The sequence below is a fragment of the Xanthomonas codiaei genome, from assembly GCF_002939785.1.
Classification (GTDB): Bacteria; Pseudomonadota; Gammaproteobacteria; order Xanthomonadales; family Xanthomonadaceae; genus Xanthomonas; species Xanthomonas codiaei.
Map to the genome: position 1 here is coordinate 1 of NZ_MDEC01000004.1, position 17,020 is coordinate 17,020.

Below are 17,020 nucleotides of genomic sequence, written 5' to 3' on the forward strand. Positions count from 1 at the left end.
CCGAACGTCAGCTGCATGGATGAATCCTCTACATGAGGCGGTAGTGTCGCGCATCTGTGGTGAGTTGATCAGACCTTTCCTAGGTGTGTTCCGGGGCCTGCGGCGACATGCCCGTATAAGGCACTTCGCCGGATATCTGACTCCGCGTTGCGGATGGGCCGTGGATGAGCAACCTCTGGGTCAGGTGGAAATCAAAATCATTCGGCTAGCGGCCATGCAGTGCTCTTGTGTGCGTCTGGGGGTGTCATATCGATTGCGGGCAAGCTGACCCCCAAACGCTGCCTTACTTTTGCCAACGCGGCCGCATCGGCTTTGAAAACAACATCTAGTCCCCGCATGTATGCCTTCGGATCTGGACTATCGGCGTCGAATCCTCTCAAGCTTTGCCTGACCAGTGCGCATCCGCATACGGGTGGCCGATAGCTCGAGATCGTCAGCGTAGTGCCAGGCGCGTCTGGTCCCTTCGGCGCACTCTTTAACTGAAAAATGAGATCGATCGTCAAGGAACCGAAGGAATTCGACTGCTCATGGCGGCTAGCCAACCGGAATCCGGATTGCTCATAGGATTCGATGTAGGCGCGTTCCAGAGCCTGCAGCGACATGCCGGTATGAGGCACATCGCTGGGTATTTGACTTTGCGCGGCGGATGGGTGGTTCATCAGTGAACCCAGGGTCAGGGTGGTGATCAGGATCAATCGACGGGCTTGCACGTGGTGGTCTCCAGTTCTTGGGACATCTTGCCCCGATAAAGATTTCAATGGCTGCTGCCCGCCGGGCGGCGGCCATTGCTCGGTGCGTCGCACCACCAGACCTGTCTGTGTAACCAGCAGATCGATTCCCGACACCGCGCCGCCCAGCAGCGCGGCCCATCGAGTGTTTCCCAACCCCATCGGGTATGTTCCGGCCGTGGCCGTCCAGTCGATCACGGGCTGGCTGGATGCTCCCGGGTTGACCACGATGTAGCTACCACCCTGCACGCTTCAGCCAGAGGCCGAAGCACCGAGATTCGAACGGCGACGCCAACGCGCAAGGAGTTTCCGCGCCGCCGCCAGACCGCGGCCCATCGGACGCTGGAGACGCATACCAGGATGTAGACGTCGAGCGCGCCGGGCGGCCTGAATCAGGTAAGCCGTTGCTACATCCACCCTGTAGCTGCCGAGGGGTGGCACGTGGCTCATTAGAAAGGACGGTGTCAGGGCGCGGGCATATCCATAGCGGGCAAGCTCACGCCCAATTGTTTCCGTACCTTTGCCAAGGCCTGCGTATCGGCTTTGATGAGAACGCGCTGTCCGCGCGCGAAGATTGCGGGATCAGAACTGTGCTCGTCGGGTGCCCTGAAAGTTTCCCTACTCAGGTTGCGCGGCTGACACGTTGGCGGGTTATTACCCGATATGACCAGAGTAGTGCCAGGCGCACCGAGCGCTTCTGGTGCACTCTTTAACTGGAATTCCAAGACGGTGGTCCAGGAGCCAAACTGATTTGAATACTTTTTGCTGCTAGCGAGGCGGAATCCAGATTGTTCGTAAGACTCGATGTAGGCACGTTCCAGAGCCTCCCGCGACATTCCGCTGTGGGGAGTTTCGGTAACGACGGGGCTATATGCTGCGGATGGTTGATTCATTAGAAGCCCCAGCGTAAGGATAGCGATCAGGATCAATCGACGGGCTTGTTGCATGTGGTGATCTCCGGTTCTTGGAACATCGTGCCTCCGAGACGAAGACGACCGCGTGGTTAGTAGCCTGGGCGCAAAGGGCGTTGGCGAGATCGGCCAGGTCGGCGTCTCTGCGGCCATCTGCAATGCCATCTTCCATGCCACCGGCAAGCGTATCCGTAGCACGCCGATGACGCCGGAGAAGGTCATGGCCGACTGATTGCCCGCGGTGGATCGGGAACGGTCCGCAACCTGTCGCAGATGACGGCGTACGAGCCCGGCACATGCCGGGCTCGTTGCGTCTCCACGATGGTGGCCCAAGATCCGCCATACGTGAAAGGCTTGGGTAGAGACATCGCCGGGCAACGGCATGCCGTTCTACCGCCCTGCACAGGTGTGAGTGCTTCATCGTGTAGCGCTGACCGCGTCCCGATGCAGCGGGCCGACGCTCCAGGCCCTGTCTTTCGACCGTGGTGCGCATGCAGATGCGATAGCCATGTCGCCGATCGCTGCATGCAGCCCCGTCATCGACCGCGAGCCGGCGACTTCTTGGCCTGCGTGTTGTTGGCCGGCGCCCGTCCCGTCCCGGCCTGCACCGTGGACAAGGCCATCGTGATCAGGCCGGCAATCAGGCGACGCAGCACCGCTTCGTTATCGGCCGAGGCCTTCAGGCTGGTGGTGGCAAGCCGCAGGATGTAGGCGAGATCGGCGGCCGACATCGCGCTGTCTGCCCGCACGTGCTGGCCGAGCAGACGCACCAGCGTGTCCTCCATCTGCTGGTACAACGCGTCCAGCGCGGCTGGCGCGTAGACGCCGCAGTTGGCCACCAGATCCAGCCCATTGTCCGAGTCGATCACCGAGGCCATCGGCTCCAGCACCCAGATATCGAACAGGTGCCGCAATTGGGTGTGCAGATCCTGCGTGTCGCGCACGCGTTGCGCGGTCTCGGCCACGCAGGCGTCGCGCTGGCGCGCCACCTGTGCCGCGAAGATCGCTTCCTTGTTGGGGAAGGCCGCATACAGCGACGGCCGCGACATCTGCGCAGCCTGGGCAATGTCGCTCATGCTCACCTTGCGGTAGCCGTGGCGCAGGAACAGCTGCAGCGCGGTGTCCATGACACGCGCTTCCTTGCCCTCGGCGGATGCGGGCACGGCGTCAACGGCCACCCGATGCGACTTTACACTTGACATTATTTGTAAATAAGTAAATCTTACAGATTCCGCCAATTGTAAAGCATCGCCACCGCCATGACTTCAGCCCAGACCAGCGCCACCGGCTCCGGCCGCCTCACCCGTGCCTACGCCGCGCTCGAAAAGCGTGGCCCCATGGTGCCCTGGCAGTTCGAGCGCCGCGCCGTGTGCGCCACCGATGTGGCCATCAAGGTGCTGTACTGCGGCGTCTGCCACTCGGACCTGCATTCGGTGAACCAATGGGCCAGCGAATATCCGCTGGTGCCCGGCCACGAGATCGTCGGCGAGGTAATCGAGCTGGGTGCGCAGGTCGAAGGCTTCGCGCTGGGCCAGCGCGTGATGATCGGCACCATCGTCGATTCCTGCCGGCACTGCGCGCCGTGCCAGGCCCATGACGAAGTGTATTGCCATGCCTTTCCCACCCTGACCTTCGACGGCGTGGACCGCGTCGACGGCAGCCGCACGCGCGGAGGGTATTCGGAGTACTACGTGTCCGATGCGCGCTTTGTCTACCCGCTGCCCGAGGGCCTGGATCCGGCCGCCGCCGCGCCCTTGCTGTGCGCCGGCATCACCAGCTTTGCGCCGCTGCACCGCTACGGCATTGGTCCTGGCCATACAGTGGGCGTGGTCGGCATCGGTGGGCTTGGCCATCTGGGCATCAAGTTCGCACGGGCGATGGGCGCGCACGTGGTCGCCTTCACCACCTCGCCCAGGAAGGCTGCCGAAGCGCAGCGCCTGGGCGCACACGAGGTGGTGGTATCCACCGACCCGGTGCAGATGCAGGCGCAGGCCTACCGCTTCGATTTCATTCTCGATACCGTCTCGCGCCGCTATCCCATGAACGACATGCTCAAGGCGCTGAACCTGGATGGCACGCTGTGCTCGCTCGGGTTGCCGGACCAGCTGGATTTCCGCCCGGTGCTGTTGGCCATGGGTCGCCGCAAGGTCACCAGCTCCGGTACCGGCGGCACCGCCGACACCCACGCCATGCTCGCGTTCTGCCAGCAGCACGGCATCGTGGCCGACATCGAGCTGATCACGCTGCAGGACATCAACGCCGCCTTCGCGCGCGTGGACGCCAACGATGTGCATTACCGGTTCGTGATCGATCTGCAGGCATCGACCTTTTGAACCGGCGGCACGGGCAGCGACCGCGCGTGCGCCTCCGACACATCGCCCGGCCAGGCGATGTGCGGCCATGCCGCCTCGGCCTGGAACGACAGTGCGTGGCGCCGTGCGCGCCTTCGGACTACCCAACCGGAAACCATGCCAAGGGCCTCTCTTCCCGCGCCTGTTGCGCACCAGGCGACTGGACCTGATCGCCGGGATCGCCAGCGATGCGCCGCAGCGCAGCGCCCACTCCACGCAGCAGCCATGCACATCAGAAGGCTGTCGCCATTGTCAGCAGCGCACGCTCAGCCCTGCGTTTCCTCACGCATCGCCTGCGCCAGAAACGGTGCCGTGCGGCTGCCACGCTGCCGTGCCACCACCTCCGGCGCTCCGGCCGCCACCACATTGCCGCCGGCATCGCCGGCACCCGGGCCCATGTCCAGCACCCAGTCGCTGCTGGCGGCCACGCGCATGTCGTGTTCGACCACGATCACCGTATTGCCTGCCTGCACCAGCCCCTGCAGCTGCGCCATCAAGGTATCCACGTCGGCCGGGTGCAGGCCGGTGGTGGGCTCGTCCAGCACGTAGACGGTGTCGCGCCGTTGGGCGCGTTGCAGTTCGGTGGCCAGCTTGATGCGCTGCGCCTCGCCGCCGGAGAGTTCGGTGGCAGGCTGGCCCAGCCGCAGATAGCCCAGCCCCACCTCGCGCAGCACCTGCAGTGGCCGCAGCACGCTGGCATCGTCGGCAAAGAAGCTTGCCGCCTGGTCCACGGTCAGCTCCAGCACCTGCGCGATGGTGTGCCCGCGCAGTTCGATCTCCAGGGTCTTGGCGTTGTAGCGCGCGCCGTGGCAGGTGGGGCATGGCGCATAGACGCTGGGCATGAACAGCAACTCCACCGACACCGAGCCCTCGCCTTCGCAGGTGGCGCAGCGGCCCTTGGCCACGTTGAAGGAGAACTGGCCCGGATCGTAGCGGCGGCGGCGTGCGGCCGGGGTGGCCGCGAACAGCTTGCGGACCGGGTCGAACAGGCCGGTGTAGGTCGCCAGATTCGAGCGCGGCGTGCGCCCGATCGGTTTCTGGTCCACGCGTACCAGCCGGCGCACCCGATCCAGCCCGCCGACGATCGCACCATCCACCGGCACCTGGGTGCCGCGCTCCAGCGGGTCCAGTGTGTCCTCGTCGTCTGCCTGGCTCTGGCCGAGGTGGGCGGCAAGCAGTTCCACCAGTGCCTGGCTGATCAACGAGGACTTGCCCGAGCCGGAGATGCCGGTGACGGTGGTGAACACCCCCAGCGGCAGATCCACATCCAGGCCGCGCACGTTGTTGCGCGTGATACCGCGCAACTGCAGCCAACCACTGGCCTGCCGCGCATGGCGATGTACCTGCGGCGGCGCACCGAACAGATAACGTCGCGTGGACGATGCCTCCACCGCCTCCAGCCCGGCGGGCGGGCCGCTGTACAGCACCTGCCCGCCATGCGCACCGGCGGCCGGGCCCACGTCCACGATCCAGTCGGCGTGGCGGATCACATCCACTTCGTGCTCGACCACGAACACCGAATTGCCGGCCGCCTTGAGCTGGTCCAGCGCGCCCAGCAGCGCCTGCGCATCGGCCGGGTGCAGGCCGGCCGATGGTTCGTCCATCACATACACCACGCCGAACAACTGCGAGCGGATCTGCGTGGCCAGCCGCAGCCGTTGCAGTTCGCCCGGCGACAGCGTGGGCGTGCTGCGCTCCAGGCTCAGATAGCCCAGGCCCAGGGCCTGCACCACGGCGATGCGCGCGCGCAGGTCTGCGGCGATGCGTTGCGCGGCGATGCGCTGTTCCGGATGCGCGGCTGCGCCTTTCTTGTTGCCCTGCGTGCGCAGGTCGGCCTCCGCCGCCGGGCGCAGCAACTCGGCCACCTCGTCCAGCGGACGCCGCGACAACTCACCGATATCCAGCCCGGCAAATGTCACCGACAGCGCCTCGCGTCGCAGCCGCTTGCCGTCGCATTGCGGGCATTGGGTGCTCACCAGATACTGCGCCACGCGCTTTTTCATCTGCGCGCTCTGGGTGGTGGCGAAGGTGTGCAACACGTAGCGCCGCGCGCTGGTGAAGGTGCCCATGTAGCTGGGCTCTTCCTTGCGTTTAAGTGCGCGCTTGACCTCGGCCAGGTCGTAGCCGGCATACACCGGCACCACCGGCTGCTCGTCGGTGAATAGGATCCAGTCGCGGGTCTTCTTCGGCAATTGATGCCACGGCACATCCACGTCGATGCCCAGCGTGGTGAGGATGTCGCGCTGGTTCTGCCCATGCCAGGCACCCGGCCAGGCCGCCACCGCGCGCTCGCGGATGCTCAGGCTGCGGTCCAGCACCATGGTGGCCTCGGTGGCGTCGTAGATGCGGCCCAGGCCGTGACAGGTGGGGCAGGCACCGGCCGGCGTGTTCGGCGAAAACCCATCCGCATAGATGATCTCCTGCCCCGGCGGATAGTGGCCCGCACGCGAGTACAGCATGCGCAGCGAATTGGAGATGGTGGTGACGCTGCCCACCGACGAACGTGCGCTTGGGGCACCGCGCGCCTGCTGCAGCGCCACCGCAGGCGGCAGGCCATCGATGGCATCCACCTCCGGCACACCCACCTGGTCGATCAGGCGCCGCGCATAGGGAGAGATGGAGTCCAGGTAGCGCCGCTGCGCTTCGGCAAAGAGGGTACCGAACGCCAGCGACGATTTACCCGAGCCGGACACCCCGGTGAATACCACCAGCGCATCGCGCGGGATGTCCACGTCCACGTTCTTGAGGTTGTGCTCGCGCGCACCGCGCACGCGCACCTGGCCGGAGATAGATGAGATTGCGTTGGACATGACCACCAGACCGACATTCGACAACGCCCTAGCCTAGCGCGGGACGCATGCAGCCAACGTCAGTGTTGCCGACGAGCCCTGCAGCGCCTGACGCTGATCGCCTTGAAATACATCGGTCGAGGGCGCGGTGCCCTCCCCGCTTGCGGGACACGCCGTGAACCCATCCATGGGGGCTCGGTGGCGGCATCCATGCCGCCACACGGTCCCGCAAGCGGGGAGGGCACCGCACCAGACAGTGGTCGGCGCTCACTTGAAAAACTATCCGTAGTGCGGCGCGCATCCGGTATGGAGACGATGCTCATGACCCAATAGGGCGCACCCGGCGGTGCTCTTTCATGCACACCGACCAACTCGTCTGGTCCTTGTTCGCCCCCGGTCGCGGGACCTTATGCAGCATGGATGCCGCGTAAGAACTTACATGGACGTACTTGCAGCGTGTCCCCCGCGATGGTGGGCGGGCAAGGGCGCTGCAGCCAGGCAGCAAATCAGTCGCTCTAAGCGGCCATTCTAAAACGCGATCAGCCCAGCGCGTGCGCCGGCACCGGCTGCTCGCCGGTCTCCGCCAGTGCCTGCATGCGCATGACAACGCCACTGAACAGCCGCGCAGTTGCCGCATCGCGGGTGCGGAAGATCTCTTCCAGCGCGGCGTAGTACCACAAGGTGCCGTCGCGGCCGGCGGTAAAGACCTTGAAGATGTCCTGGCCCACTGCAGGGTTTTCCAGATCCTGCACGATGGTGCGTGCGTTGTAGAGCTTGTCGCAACCGGACACCAGCAAGGCGTGCTCCGGGGTCTTGCGCAGGTGCTCCAGGTAGGCCAGCTTGCGTTCGCGCCAATCGCGCTTGCGCGCACGCTCGCTGTTGTCCACCTCGGCCTTGTCTTCGGCGGTGGCGTCGGTGCAGGCCATCACGATGTCGGCCACGCTGTCGCCGAACTGCGCGCGGATCGACGCCTCATGCCCACCGCCACAGTCTTCCACCACATCGTGCAGCAGCCCGGCGATGGCCTGCTCCTCGTCGCCACCGCATTCCAGCACCAGCGTGGAAACGCCGAGCAGATGACTCAGGTACGGAATCTGCGTGCCCTTGCGCAGCTGCCCGGCATGGGCGATGCGGGCGTAATCCACGGCCTGGGCGTAGCGTTCGGTGAGGGCGGTCATGGGGCTTCCGATGCGGGCGATATGCCCAGTATCGCCGAGCCCGACCACCGGCAGGGTGAGGACGTTGCGATGGAGAAGGCGCGGGAGCCGCGGAGGCTGCACTCGCGTGGCGCTCGCTCGCCGTGTACCAGAACCGGCACAGCGGGCGCGGCCTGCGGTGCAATGCCGCACGCGTGCGCCACAGCTTGCCAGCCGCGGCAACACCGGACGCCCAGGGAGTGTGCCGTTTCCTGGCATTGGCCATGCCGGAGCTGCCGGCAGCGCCGCAATCGGACTGGCTGCCCTCAATGACGCGCCATTGCGGCCGATAAGGCTAGGCTCGATCCACGTCGCACGGTGATCCCGCCATGACCCAGATTCCTGTTTGCAACGCCTGCCGCGATGGTCAAGAGTTCCCCACCGCCATCACCATGGCCTTCCAGCCGATTGTCGATGTGGTCGCGCACACCGTCTACGCCGGCGAAGCGTTGGTGCGTGGCATCAACGGCGAGTCGGCCGGCAGCATCCTGGCCGCGGTGGACACCCACAACCGCTACGCCTTCGACCAGGCCTGCCGGATCAAGGCGATCGAATGCGCTGCGCAGATCGCCCTGCCTGCGCTGCTGTCGATCAACTTCATGCCCAACGCTGTCTACAACCCCGAGCACTGCCTGCGCGCCACGCTGGCGGCCACCGCGCACTACGGCTGGCCGCTGGAGGCGATCATCTTCGAGGTCAGCGAGCAGGAATACCTGACCGATCCGTCGCATCTGCTCGAAATCCTGCGCACCTACCGCGCGCGCGGCATGAAGACCGCCATCGACGACTTCGGCGCCGGCTATGCCGGGCTGGGCCTGCTGGCCGAGTTCCAGCCGGATCTGCTCAAGCTGGACATCGCACTGATCCGCGGCATCGACACCGACCGCAACCGCCAGGCCATCGTGCGCTACGTCACCCGCATGTGCGAAGAACTCGGCATCGCCGTCATCGCCGAAGGCATCGAACGAGCCGACGAATACCGCGCCCTGCGTGAGCTGGGCATCCACTTGCAACAAGGCTATCTGTTCGCCCGCCCGCAGATCGGGGTGCTACCGCAGGTGCACTGGCCGACTTGAGTGGCACGCGGTGCCAGGCGCATCCAACGATGCCCGGCAGATCAAGCGATCTCCACCAAAAGCAAGCACCAAAAATGTAGACGCGGAAGCTTGGCTTGACGATTGTCCAATCCCGATTCCCGATTCCCGATTCCCGATTCCCGATTCCCGATTCCCAGCAGGACATCAGCACGGCATTAAGCGATTCAAGTGCCGGTCGGCTCCTGAGTGGCAAGTTCGGACACCGGCACCGGTTCTGCCTGATGCGCCAGATACTGGTGAATCTGCGCGACTACCGCAGCGCCCTCGCCCACCGCCGCCGCTACGCGCTTGACCGAGCCGGCCCGCACATCGCCGATGGCGAACACCCCGGGGCGATTGGTTTCCAGCGGCAGGCAGGCGGGCACGCCATCGCCGCGTGCGCTGCCGGTGATGACGAAGCCGCGTTTGTCGGTCTCCACGCAATCCTGCAGCCAGCCCGTGTTGGGATCGGCACCGACGAACAGGAACAGGTGCCGCAGCTCCACGCGCGTGGTCGCGCCATCGCTGCGCGTGCGCAGCGTCGCCGCCTGCAGCCCGCGCTCGTGGTCGCCATCCAGTGCGGCCACTTCGGTGCCGGTATGCAGCTGCACGTTCGGCAGCGCGGCAATACGTTCGATCAGGTACTGCGACATCGACGCTTCCAGGCCGTCGCCACGAATGATCAGATGCAACTGCTTCACCCGCGGCGCCAGGAACGCGACCGCCTGGCCTGCAGAATTGCCGCCACCCACCAGCGCCACCACGCCGCCCTCGCATAGCCGCGCTTCCACCGGCGAGGCCCAGTACGACACGCCATGGCCTTCGAAGCGGTCCAGCCCGTCGATCTGCGGGCGCCGGTAGCGCGCACCCGAGGCGATCACCACGGTGCTGGCCAGCACCTGCTTGCCGTCGGCCAGATCCAGGTGCAGGGCGCCATCGTCGCGCCCGCACTCCAGGGTGGCCGCCTCGATCGGGATCGCCAGCTCGGCGCCGAATTTCAGTGCCTGGTTATAGGCCCGGCCCGCCAACGCCTGCCCGGAAATCCCGGTGGGAAAGCCCAGATAGTTTTCGATGCGCGCCGACGCGCCGGCCTGGCCGCCGATGGCGCGCTGGTCCATCACCAGCACCGACAGGCCTTCGGAGGCGGCGTACACCGCCGTGGCCAGGCCAGCAGGGCCGGCACCGACGATGGCCACGTCGTAACGCCTGTCCGGGTCGATGTCCGGTGTCATGCCCAGGCAATGCGCGGCTTCGGCATCGCTGGGCTGGCGCAGCACACGGCCGCTGGGGCAGACCATCACCGGCAGATCGTGCTCCTGGATACCCAGTCGCTCGACCAGCGCGCGGCCATCGTCGTTGGAGATGTCCACCACCGTGTTGGGGTAGCCGTTGCGGGTGAGAAAGCCCTGCAGCCGCGTCAGATGCCTGTCGCCCGGCGCACCGATCAACACCGAGCCGGAGGCATCGCCCTCGATCAGGCCCACCCGGCGCAGGATCAGCGCACGCATCACCACTTCGCCCACTTCGGCAGAACTGATCATCAATGCGCGCAAGTGTGCGGTGTCGAACGGCAGTGCCAGGCAGCCCTCCGGCCCGGCCCGCCCGGCCGCCAGCGACGCGCGGCCGGCCAGCTGGCTCACCTCGCCGGTGAATTGCCCAGGCGTGTGCCGGGTGATCGGTTTTTCGTTGCCCAGGCCGTCGCGGCGTACCACCTCGATGCTGCCTTCCAGCACCACCCACACCGGTGCGTGCGCATCGCCGACATCGAACACGGTGTCGCCGGCTGCAAACCGCTGCGCCGGCCCGCTGGCGAAGCGCCGCGTCATCGCCAACTGGCCCGCGTCCAGTTCGGGAAACATCTGATGGTGGCGGGTATCGTCCAGGGGCATGGATCGGCAACGCAGGTGGGGGACTGCATGCAAGCATGGACACGGGTGATGGCAATGGCAATCACCCGACAGAGGCAGCACACACCGCCTTGCGCACGCCGCGTGACGCACGCGGCCACCCGCGCCGGCGCCCTCGCGTCGGTGCGCGCCGACCCAGCGTGACGGCGCAGACGAACGCCACCGGCAGCGTCCGCGGCGCGCACATGACAGATGCCTCCGACGTGATCGCAACGCGCAGGCGCTGCAGAGCGAACGCGACCACTCGCGCGGAATACGCCACTGCAAACTGGCTCGCCGCCGCCGCTGTGCTACGGTCCGGCGCTGCATCCGCACGGAGCCGTCCCGCATGCCGCATCGACCGATCGTTTTCTGCCTGCGCTGGCTTGCAGTGTTTGCCGCCGCTGCCTGTCTCGCAGTTCCCGCCGCTGCACGCACGGCCGGGTCCGCCTTCGACGCGGTGGATCCGTTCATCGGCACCGGCGGCGAAGGCCATACCTATCCCGGTGCCACGGTGCCGTTCGGCATGGTGCAGCTGAGTCCGGATACGCAGATCAAACCGCGCAAGGAGGCCTACGGCTGGGCTGCCGGTTACCGCCATAGCGACAGCACCATCGTGGGGTTTTCGCATACGCATTTTTCCGGCTCAGGGCATTCGGACCTGGGCGACATCCTGCTGATGCCGCAGGTGGGCGCGGTCAAGCTGGAACGCGGCGATGCCAGCCAACCGGGCAGCGGCTACACCGCGCAGTTCGACCACACCAGCGAACAGGCGCAACCGGGCTATTACGCCGTGACCTTGAAGGACCGCAATATCCGCGCCGAACTCACCGCCAGTGCGCGCGTGGGCGTGCACCGCTACCAGTTCCCCAAGGGCAAGCCGGCGCATGTGTTGGTGGACCTGCGCACCAGCCTGTACGACTACCCCGGCAAGGTGCAGTGGGCGCGGCTGCGCGTGCGCAGCGATGGCACCGTGACCGGTTTTCGCCAGACGCGCGGTTGGGCGCCCGGCCGGCAACTGTATTTCGCCATGCGCTTCTCGCGGGGCTATCTGCCCGCTGCGAACAAACGCGACAACCGATCCACGATTCCTGGCACTTCGCGCGGAGTTCGCTAAACGCTCGCGAGCACGAAAGCAGTTCCGAGGTTCCTTCTCCCATCGGGAGAAGGTGGCGCGCAGCGCCGGATGAGGGTGCGGGCGCACGCGGAGCATGCGGGCGCAGCGATGCAAGTAAACACCAACCGTCTGCAACACGGTCGACCCATCGCACCCTCACCCGAACCCCCGCTCCGCGCCCCGGCCCGCGCTTGCGGCGCGGGCGCTCCAAGGCACACGCGCCAATGGCGCGTAAGCCGTGCCTTTTCGCCCCGACGGGAGAGGGGCTATCTACCCGCTGCGGACACCCGCGATAGCCGATCCACGATTCCCGGCACTTCCAGCGGAATCTCCCGCGCCAGGAATCCCACCGTACCGACCCGCCCGGCCAATCGCTTGCCGGCCGCTGCATGCACAAACACGCCCCATAGCGCGGCAGTCAATGCATCGCTTCCGCGCGCGGCAAATCCCGCAATCAGTCCAGCCAAGGTATCGCCCGAGCCGGAAGTGCCCAGGCCTGGTACCCCGCCACGGTGCACCCACAGCGCGCCGTCAGGCCCGGCGATGAAACTGTCTGCGCCCTTGACGATCACCACGCTACGCATCTTCTTTGCAAAGGCCAGCGCGTATTCGCCAGGCGCCGCCTCCACTGCCGTCTTGTCGTCACCGGCCAACGCCGCCATTTCGCCGGCATGCGGCGTCAGCACGAACGGCCGCCCGGCCGGCGCGCGCAGGTTTTTCGATAAAGCGCCGGCATCCATCACCAACGTGCACACCGCCTGCGCAATGGCGCGCCTGACCAGCGCCGCCGTGGTACTGGTGCAGGCCATCCCCGGGCCGATCACCGCTGCATCGCAGGCGGCCATCGCCGCATCCAGCGCACGGTGCCCGCGCACGATCTCGCCTTGCCCGTTCTGCCCCAACCCCAGCACCAAGGCTTCCGGCACCGCCAAGGCCATGCCCGGCGCCACGCTTGCCGCCGTGGCGATCTGCAACTTGCCCGCACCCGCACGCAGCGCGGCCTCGCCCGCCAACAGCGCCGCACCAGGCACCCGCATCGACCCGCCCACGATCAGCACCCGCCCACGCTGCTCCTTGTCCCCACCGGGCGATGGCAACGGCATCGTGCGCAATGCAGCAGCCGTCAAGGTGCGTAGCCGCGGGGCGCTCATCTCAGCGCGCCCCGGCCGGGCGATCGGACTCGGTGGTCACCGGCTCATCGGCCAGCTCCGGCGGCACGAACTTGGTGCGGATCAGCTCCAGCGATTGCCCATCGGCAGCGGCTGCATATTCGGTGACGCCGCAATTGGGCACGTCGCCTTCGCGGTCGATCGCCAGGATGGTGGCCTCGTCCATCCGCTCGATCAGGTAACGGAAGCAATTGACGATCACCTGGTGCCCCACGATCAGCACGCGCGCACCCACATGGTTGCGCTGCAGATCGCCCACGATACTGCGCAGGCGAAAGATCACATCGCACCAGCTCTCGCCACCGGGCGGGCGGAAGTAGAACTTGCCGACCAGATTGCGTTGCTCGAACAAGGCCGGAAAGGCCTCGCGGATGCCCGAGGTGGTGTAGCGATCGAGCACGCCAAATTCCTTCTCACGCAAGCGCTCATCCACACTGACCGCATCGGCTGGCTGACCCAACGCTCGCGCAACCGCCGCTGCTGTCTGCCGCGCACGCACGTACGTTGAACTCAGAATCAGGGTTGGCCGCTCCTGTGCCGGCAACCCGGCAATCCATGCGCCCAGCGCATCCGCCTGGCGCTCGCCAAGCGCCGACAGGGGAATGTCCGCATCCCGGTGCTCCAGCTCGATCAACGCCGCCCCATTGGACTCGGCCACATCGCGCGCCACGTTGCCCGCACTTTGCCCGTGCCGCACCACCCATAAGCGCGCCGGCCATTGCGCCGACACGCCTGCAACTGCACTGTTCTCACTCACATGCATCTCCTGCAACCAGACCTCACGTGTCGCACAGCCGCCGTGAAAAATCGGTTGATCCATGCCCGCTGCACACAGTGCAGGTCGCCTTGCAAGCCCCCATGACTGATGGCACAGACGCAAGCGAACGCAACGGATGGGCAACGCTGCGCCGGTATACTGCAGCCCCCCGCCAATCTGCTGCCCCATGTCCAACGTTCTGCTGCTACGCACGGCGAAAGAGCGCGAAGAACTGCTGCTGGAAGATGTCCTGGTCGCCACCGAACAGTGCATCGACGAAGTGGGCCTGGGCGCCACCAGCTTCGAACTGATCGCCGAACGCGCCAAGGTCAGTTGCGGCAGCCTGCTGCAACGTTTCGAAGACAAGGACGCGCTGGTACGTGCACTGCTGGAGCGCAACTACATGCGCGCCATCCGCCAGATGTGGCTGGTAGAGCGCCCGGACGAAGTCCACGTGGTGGATTTCATCGCTGGCCTGCTCGAAGACTGGCTGCTGCAGGAAACCAGCATCAAGCGCATCCGCATCGACCTGGAACTGCACCTGGCCACCCTGCGCGACCCGGTGCTGGCGGCCTTCATGCGCAGGCAGAGCGCATCACTGATCGAACACCTCAGCGCCCTGCTCAAGCGCCTGCTCCGCGGCCACGCCGACCCGGCCAGCAGCGAACACGAGTTCCAGGCCCGCGTCTTCGCCGTCGCCGCCATGTGCGGCGGCCTGCACAGCGTGATGACCAGCGGCATGGAACTCAACCGCATGCATCTGCAGTTGATCCTACGGGAGAGTTTGTCGGGGATTTTGAAGTCTGCGCCGGTGTAGCGTTGAACACCTAGCAAGTGACACGTGGTTCACCGCGCAACCCGGACGCATCACGCGTGGGGTCGCCTTTCAACCACCGGACGATGCAGGCGCATCTGCAGACGCGCGGCTTCGCGCGGCCGCAAGTAAGCGACTCACCAACGCGTTGGCATCGTTGCCAACCCCACTGGCAGCACTCCAGAGTTCAGGAGGCAACTGCGAACGGTCTGATGTCGCCAGGTGCATGAGATCCGTGGCCAGTGCAATCCTCTCCCCTTCGCTCATTTCAGGGCCGGACGTCTCTGCATCGGGCGCGGTGACCAGGTCGATGGCCTCGTCCAAGCATGCTTCGGTTGTTCCCAACTCGGCTGCCCTGGCTGCCTTCGTCACAGGAGACTGAGATAGTGCTTGCTCATACCATTCCATCAGACGTTCGATCGAATATGCCGCAGCCAACGCACTCAACGACGCCAGAAAAGGAGGACAAGCAGCGATTGCGTAGTTCTTCAAGTGCGGATTATCTGTCGCGTAACCGTAAGCTGCCGCGAACGGCGCCTGTAATGCGACCAAGCCACTAGGAACGAGCGAAGCAGCTGCCACCATCGTGCCAGCATGCGCCACCCACCTTCCCGCGCCTGCGATCTGTGCGCCGACGCCTGCGATCTGTGCGCCGATGGGCACATGCGGCTGCCTCAGGCGCGCCGCACGCACTGGTGGCCGTGGCCTCAGGTTTTCCGTCAATTGCCTGTTCTGCTGAGGATCCGCCTGCTGTTGGGAGGAGCCAACGCCATGCTCGGCTGGCATCTCAGGTTGATCGTGTCTTGACCCTCTGCGTGTGGCCGATGTCAGATTCGCAGGGCGCATGCTTCACCTCTTCATCGAGTTGACAGGCCGTCAATATTGCTCTTGGATGTCCCTGCGTAAAGCGAATAACCGAAAGCATGCAGCACCTGACGAAACAGACTGGTTCGCACCTCGCACAGGTGCAGGGTATCGGCGTAGCGACCACGCACGCGTATGCGTCTGCGGCCACCTGTCACAAGACAAGCGTCCGACAACGGTGTAAATGCCAGTGTGCTGCCATGCTGCAATGGCAGGATGCAGAGGCGACGTGTCCGCAGATCGCTACACGCTGTCACTATATCGACGGTCACGATTTCATCATTGAAGCAGCGCAACAGGCAACCGCCGCTTCGTGCCGTTACCGCGCCCTTCGCTGATCGATGTACCAGGGAATGACGCCGCATCCATGCTGATCGTCCCGTTGGCCAGCATCTACGCGAGAACAATGGATGGACCCCATCGGGCACCCACCCACACTGCATATGCCCACAAACAGGCCGCGGCGACCGAGCGCACGGCTCAGCACGCTGGACCCGTGGCGGCAGATCGACACCCGCCCTGCGCAGAGCCCCAAGACGGCGCAAGACAGGCCATTGCGTTCGACCAGGTGTGGCCGAAGGTCACCAGACTCAACTTGTACGACCCACTGACACTACTTGCCTCGGTTCCCGGCGCGGCGGGCATGCTGTTTACGCCGAGGCAGATCCAGACCGATGGACTCAGCGTTGTGGAGCAGATAGGCGAGAACGACGTCAGGCATTCGGAGAAAGCCAAACTGCTGATGTCCGCCTTGGCGAAAGCGGCGCTTGCCAAGACAAAATGACGATCGAGCATTCTGCAGACGCGGCAACCAGGTTCTGCAGAGCTGGGCAGCAGCAACTGTTCCAGCGCATCCACCTGCTCCACGGTGATGCCGAACGCAAGCGCATCACGCGGCTTGTCATCCCCGGCCCGCCTTTGTGTGCGGGGCGATGCCATCACCGGCTCATGCGGCCTCCCCAGCATCGGCACGCGCGTTCTCAGAGGCGTCGGGCTCCAGGCGCGCGGGCCACTGCACCTGCGCCAGTGCCTGCGTTACCTGCTCGGCCAGCAGCTCCAGGCAGCACGCCAGCTCGTCCATGCGGATGGCAGGCTGCCGCGACTGCTCTTCGGCCTGCGTGCGTGGCTGCGCCAGGCGCGCCAAAAATCGAATGTGGTCGCGCAGCTGCTGCAAGCGGTATTGCGCGCCCTCTGGCAAGTAGTAGCCCCGGTATGACTGCGCATCGCGTACAACGTCCGACATGGCCTGCTCCTCATTCCATGGAATCAGCCCGCCCGCCGCAAGGCGACGGACGGGAAGTCGGGAGGCTCGAAACCGCTAACAGCCGGCGGGCGTATTCCCCTTGCGGGTGTTGTATTAGC

General features: G+C 65.5%; 14 protein-coding genes and 2 pseudogenes. 6 read left to right on the plus strand and 10 right to left on the minus strand.

The window, feature by feature from the left end; translation table 11 throughout:
- Nucleotides 1–197: 197 nt before the first annotated feature.
- Together XcodCFBP4690_RS22345 and XcodCFBP4690_RS22350 are read right to left on the minus strand one after the other, a co-directional pair.
- A complete protein-coding gene (locus XcodCFBP4690_RS22345; RefSeq protein WP_146091834.1) occupies nt 198–926 on the minus strand; it encodes a hypothetical protein in 729 nt (242 codons plus the stop codon).
- A gap of 266 nt (nt 927–1,192) precedes the next feature.
- Nucleotides 1,193–1,675 carry a hypothetical protein gene (locus tag XcodCFBP4690_RS22350; RefSeq protein WP_146091835.1) on the minus strand — a complete coding sequence of 161 codons (483 nt, stop codon included), beginning with the start codon at nt 1,673–1,675 and terminating at the stop codon, nt 1,193–1,195.
- Nucleotides 1,676–1,727: 52 nt separating this feature from the next.
- Between XcodCFBP4690_RS22350 and XcodCFBP4690_RS22655 the strand changes: the two genes are divergently transcribed.
- Nucleotides 1,728–1,871, plus strand: coding sequence for a hypothetical protein (locus XcodCFBP4690_RS22655; protein ID WP_167394463.1), 144 nt, complete (start codon nt 1,728–1,730; stop codon nt 1,869–1,871).
- Nucleotides 1,872–2,175: 304 nt separating this feature from the next.
- Here XcodCFBP4690_RS22655 and XcodCFBP4690_RS03685 read toward each other — a convergent pair whose 3' ends face one another.
- On the minus strand, nt 2,176–2,766 hold the full coding sequence (locus XcodCFBP4690_RS03685; protein WP_244183570.1) for a TetR/AcrR family transcriptional regulator: 591 nt from the start codon (nt 2,764–2,766) through the stop codon (nt 2,176–2,178).
- Between the two features lie 132 nt (nt 2,767–2,898).
- Between XcodCFBP4690_RS03685 and XcodCFBP4690_RS03690 the strand changes: the two genes are divergently transcribed.
- On the plus strand, nt 2,899–3,972 hold the full coding sequence (locus XcodCFBP4690_RS03690) for an NAD(P)-dependent alcohol dehydrogenase (RefSeq protein ID WP_104539718.1): 1,074 nt from the start codon (nt 2,899–2,901) through the stop codon (nt 3,970–3,972).
- 284 nt (nt 3,973–4,256) lie between these two features.
- Here XcodCFBP4690_RS03690 and XcodCFBP4690_RS03695 read toward each other — a convergent pair whose 3' ends face one another.
- A complete protein-coding gene (locus tag XcodCFBP4690_RS03695; RefSeq protein WP_104539880.1) occupies nt 4,257–6,800 on the minus strand; it encodes an excinuclease ABC subunit UvrA in 2,544 nt (847 codons plus the stop codon).
- Nucleotides 6,801–7,318: 518 nt separating this feature from the next.
- Nucleotides 7,319–7,957, minus strand: a complete 639-nt coding sequence (locus XcodCFBP4690_RS03705) for an HD domain-containing protein (RefSeq protein ID WP_104539720.1) — start codon at nt 7,955–7,957, stop codon at nt 7,319–7,321.
- A gap of 347 nt (nt 7,958–8,304) precedes the next feature.
- Here XcodCFBP4690_RS03705 and XcodCFBP4690_RS03710 point away from each other — a divergent pair, with 347 nt between their 5' ends.
- Nucleotides 8,305–9,051, plus strand: a complete 747-nt coding sequence (locus XcodCFBP4690_RS03710; RefSeq protein ID WP_104539721.1) for an EAL domain-containing protein — start codon at nt 8,305–8,307, stop codon at nt 9,049–9,051.
- Nucleotides 9,052–9,236: 185 nt separating this feature from the next.
- Here the strand turns inward: XcodCFBP4690_RS03710 and XcodCFBP4690_RS03715 are convergent, their stop codons facing one another.
- Nucleotides 9,237–10,940, minus strand: a complete 1,704-nt coding sequence (locus XcodCFBP4690_RS03715) for an FAD-dependent oxidoreductase (protein WP_104539722.1) — start codon at nt 10,938–10,940, stop codon at nt 9,237–9,239.
- A gap of 346 nt (nt 10,941–11,286) precedes the next feature.
- Here XcodCFBP4690_RS03715 and XcodCFBP4690_RS03720 point away from each other — a divergent pair.
- A pseudogene (locus XcodCFBP4690_RS03720) lies at nt 11,287–12,030 on the plus strand (glycoside hydrolase family 92 protein); the annotation flags it as partial.
- A 290-nt stretch (nt 12,031–12,320) separates the two neighbouring features.
- On the opposite strand, the gene XcodCFBP4690_RS03725 reads toward XcodCFBP4690_RS03720, so the two are convergent.
- Complete coding sequence (locus tag XcodCFBP4690_RS03725) at nt 12,321–13,205, minus strand: NAD(P)H-hydrate dehydratase (protein ID WP_104539723.1); 885 nt, start codon at nt 13,203–13,205, stop codon at nt 12,321–12,323.
- Nucleotide 13,206: 1 nt separating this feature from the next.
- Complete coding sequence (locus tag XcodCFBP4690_RS03730) at nt 13,207–13,986, minus strand: histidine phosphatase family protein (RefSeq protein WP_104539881.1); 780 nt, start codon at nt 13,984–13,986, stop codon at nt 13,207–13,209.
- A 181-nt stretch (nt 13,987–14,167) separates the two neighbouring features.
- On the opposite strand from XcodCFBP4690_RS03730, the gene XcodCFBP4690_RS03735 reads away from it, so the two are divergent.
- Nucleotides 14,168–14,797 (plus strand): TetR/AcrR family transcriptional regulator, encoded by a 630-nt coding sequence (locus tag XcodCFBP4690_RS03735; protein ID WP_104539724.1) that lies wholly within the window; start codon nt 14,168–14,170, stop codon nt 14,795–14,797.
- Nucleotides 14,798–14,866: 69 nt separating this feature from the next.
- Here XcodCFBP4690_RS03735 and xopAV read toward each other — a convergent pair whose 3' ends face one another.
- Nucleotides 14,867–15,640, minus strand: a complete 774-nt coding sequence (gene xopAV, locus XcodCFBP4690_RS03740; protein ID WP_104539725.1) for a type III secretion system effector XopAV — start codon at nt 15,638–15,640, stop codon at nt 14,867–14,869.
- A gap of 547 nt (nt 15,641–16,187) precedes the next feature.
- Here xopAV and XcodCFBP4690_RS03745 point away from each other — a divergent pair.
- Nucleotides 16,188–16,442: pseudogene (locus XcodCFBP4690_RS03745) on the plus strand (type III secretion system effector protein); the annotation flags it as partial.
- 162 nt (nt 16,443–16,604) lie between these two features.
- Here the strand turns inward: XcodCFBP4690_RS03745 and XcodCFBP4690_RS03750 are convergent.
- Entirely contained in the window at nt 16,605–16,901 is a 297-nt protein-coding gene (locus XcodCFBP4690_RS03750; RefSeq protein ID WP_104539726.1) for an XAC0095 family protein, read from the minus strand.
- Nucleotides 16,902–17,020: the final 119 nt, after the last annotated feature.

Coding starts and splice junctions, on each gene's coding strand:
- XcodCFBP4690_RS03750 (WP_104539726.1), bottom strand. CDS start 16,901: ATGTCGGACGTTGTACGCGATGCGCAGTCATACCGGGGCTACTACTTG.
- XcodCFBP4690_RS03690 (WP_104539718.1), top strand. CDS start 2,899: ATGACTTCAGCCCAGACCAGCGCCACCGGCTCCGGCCGCCTCACCCGT.
- XcodCFBP4690_RS03685 (WP_244183570.1), bottom strand. CDS start 2,766: ATGGACACCGCGCTGCAGCTGTTCCTGCGCCACGGCTACCGCAAGGTG.
- XcodCFBP4690_RS03705 (WP_104539720.1), bottom strand. CDS start 7,957: ATGACCGCCCTCACCGAACGCTACGCCCAGGCCGTGGATTACGCCCGC.
- XcodCFBP4690_RS03725 (WP_104539723.1), bottom strand. CDS start 13,205: ATGAGCGCCCCGCGGCTACGCACCTTGACGGCTGCTGCATTGCGCACG.
- XcodCFBP4690_RS03695 (WP_104539880.1), bottom strand. CDS start 6,800: ATGTCCAACGCAATCTCATCTATCTCCGGCCAGGTGCGCGTGCGCGGT.
- XcodCFBP4690_RS03735 (WP_104539724.1), top strand. CDS start 14,168: ATGTCCAACGTTCTGCTGCTACGCACGGCGAAAGAGCGCGAAGAACTG.
- xopAV (WP_104539725.1), bottom strand. CDS start 15,640: ATGCGCCCTGCGAATCTGACATCGGCCACACGCAGAGGGTCAAGACAC.
- XcodCFBP4690_RS03710 (WP_104539721.1), top strand. CDS start 8,305: ATGACCCAGATTCCTGTTTGCAACGCCTGCCGCGATGGTCAAGAGTTC.
- XcodCFBP4690_RS03730 (WP_104539881.1), bottom strand. CDS start 13,986: ATGCATGTGAGTGAGAACAGTGCAGTTGCAGGCGTGTCGGCGCAATGG.
- XcodCFBP4690_RS03715 (WP_104539722.1), bottom strand. CDS start 10,940: ATGCCCCTGGACGATACCCGCCACCATCAGATGTTTCCCGAACTGGAC.
- XcodCFBP4690_RS22350 (WP_146091835.1), bottom strand. CDS start 1,675: ATGCAACAAGCCCGTCGATTGATCCTGATCGCTATCCTTACGCTGGGG.